The organism is Nocardia sp. NPDC004711 (assembly GCF_053601595.1).
Map to the genome: position 1 here is coordinate 1 of NZ_JBSGCB010000165.1, position 2096 is coordinate 2096.

2 protein-coding genes and 1 pseudogene are annotated in these 2096 nt (G+C 67.7%); all 3 read left to right on the forward strand.

Annotated features, from left to right (window positions below):
* Positions 1–419: 419 nt before the first annotated feature.
* Entirely contained in the window at positions 420–1088 is a 669-nt protein-coding gene (locus tag ACWEKS_RS49120) for an SDR family NAD(P)-dependent oxidoreductase (protein ID WP_452346574.1), read from the forward strand.
* Positions 1089–1260: 172 nt separating this feature from the next.
* Positions 1261–1467: pseudogene (locus ACWEKS_RS49125) on the forward strand (alpha/beta hydrolase); the annotation flags it as partial.
* A gap of 130 nt (positions 1468–1597) precedes the next feature.
* Complete coding sequence (locus ACWEKS_RS49130) at positions 1598–1999, forward strand: alpha/beta fold hydrolase (protein ID WP_452346575.1); 402 nt, start codon at positions 1598–1600, stop codon at positions 1997–1999.
* Positions 2000–2096 lie beyond the last annotated feature (97 nt).

Below are 2096 nucleotides of genomic sequence, written 5' to 3' on the forward strand. Positions count from 1 at the left end.
TCATGCCGCATGTCGCGCTGGCCCAATCGGCCAGCGCGACGTGAGCGAAGATCAAGCGGCCGAGGCGATCTGAGGCCAGCGGAACGTCCTGCATTGCCGGGTTTCGGTCGGCCAGAACTACTTTGCCGGAAACTGATTCGCCCCACCTCATCGGCCCCAAGAGGATGCGACACACCGTGCGACACGCTCACGGAACCTCCTGGAACCTCCACTCACCCAGGCGGTTTGGACCGACACTGCGGTACTCGCATGATCACAACATCCAGCGATCCGGCGCTGACAACGACCGATACCCGTGCGGTATCGCCGCCCACCCAGTCGGTCTTGGACGCCCCACCCGAGTCCGCACCAAGATCGATGGCGTGAGCAAACAGAAGATCGCGCTGGTGACCGGTGCGAACAAAGGAATCTGATACGAGATCGCGACGGGCCTGGGCGCCCTCGGCTGGCGAATCGGCGTGGGCGCGCGGGATCAACAGCGCCGCGACACCGCGGTGGACAAGCTGCGCGCAGCCGGCGCCGACGCGGTCGGCGTTCCGCTCGATGTGACAGACGACGCACGTGTGGCCGCCGCGGCCGAGCTGATCGCCGACCGCGTCGGCGGGCTCGACGTCCTGGTCAACAACGCCGCGATCACCGGCAGCATGCCGCAGACGCCCAGCACGGTCGATCCCGCGACCGTGCGAGTCGTCGTGGAAACCAACGTGATCGGGGTCATCCGGGTCACCAACGCGATGCTGCCCATGCTGCGCGGCTCGGCATCGCCCCGGATCGTGAACATGTCCACCAGCGTCGGCTCGCTCACCCTGCAGACCACGCCCGGCATCGACATGGGCCCGATTCCCGCTGCGTACCTGGCGTCCAAGACGTCCCTCAACGCCATCACCGTCCAATACGCCAAGGAGCTGAGCGACACCAACATCCTGATCAACTACGGCTGCCCCGGCTTCACCGCCACCGACCTCAACGGCTTCCAAGGCGTGCGCACGCCCGAACAGGGCGCCGCAATCGCGATTCGCCTCGCGACCCTGCCCGGCGACGGACCGACCGGCGGGTTCTTCGACGACGCCGGACCAGTGTCCTGGTAACAGCCACACCCGCGCGAACCACACCGGGACACGCACGGCCGAGGGGAGCCCACCCGGCGCGAGTGGAAGACCCGTCGGCAAACATCGCTTCCCGCTACGGCTGCGGCGTCTCCTCAACCATCCCATTCACACCAGTAGCGAAATTCAGCTACTCGTACTAAGGAGTCCAATCATGTCCGAAACCGTCCAGCCGACCGAGTCGGGCGCGCCCGTGGTCGTCCTGGTGCACGGAGCCTTTGCCGACGCCTCCGGGTTCACGGGGGTGATCCGCGAGCTGACGGCTGCCGGGCACCGCGTCGTCGCGGCGCCGAACCCCTTGCGGGGTCTGGCCGGTGATGCGGCCGTGGTCCACGCGGTCGCCGGTGACATCCACGGCCCCGTCCTGCTGGTGGGGCACTCTTACGGCGGTGCCGTGATCACGCAGGCCTCCGCCGGCCTCGACAACGTGGCGGGTCTGGGTCTACCTCGCCGCGTTCGGCCTCGACGAGAGCGAAAGCTGCGCCGACCTCATTGCCCCCTTCCCGCCCTCGATGCTGGCCGAGACCATACGGCCGACCTCCTACGAGGCGCACGGCGCCGCGGGCGGCCCGGACCTGTACATCGACGCAGACGGCTTCCACGAGTCGTTGTGTGCCGACCTTCCCGCCGAGCTGGCCCTGACCATGAGCCTCGCCCAACGGCCGATCGCGGCAGCGGCATTCGCTGAGCAGGCCACGGGGGCCGGTTGGAAGTCCATCCCGTCCTGGTACCAGATCGCCCGGCACGACAACGCCCTCTCCCCTCAGGCACAGCACTTCATGGCCGAGCGGATGGGCGCGAGCACCGAGGAGGTCGACGGCTCCCATGCGGCCTTCATTGCCCAGCCGCGCCGCACGGCGGACCTCATCAAGGCGGCGCTAAGCAAGCTCTGAACCGGCCTCGCAGGGCAGAAAGAGCCCGGCGCAGGACTCCCCGGATCGGGATGCCGGTGTGCGAGTGGAGTACTTAGATCGCGATCTGTGGAACGTA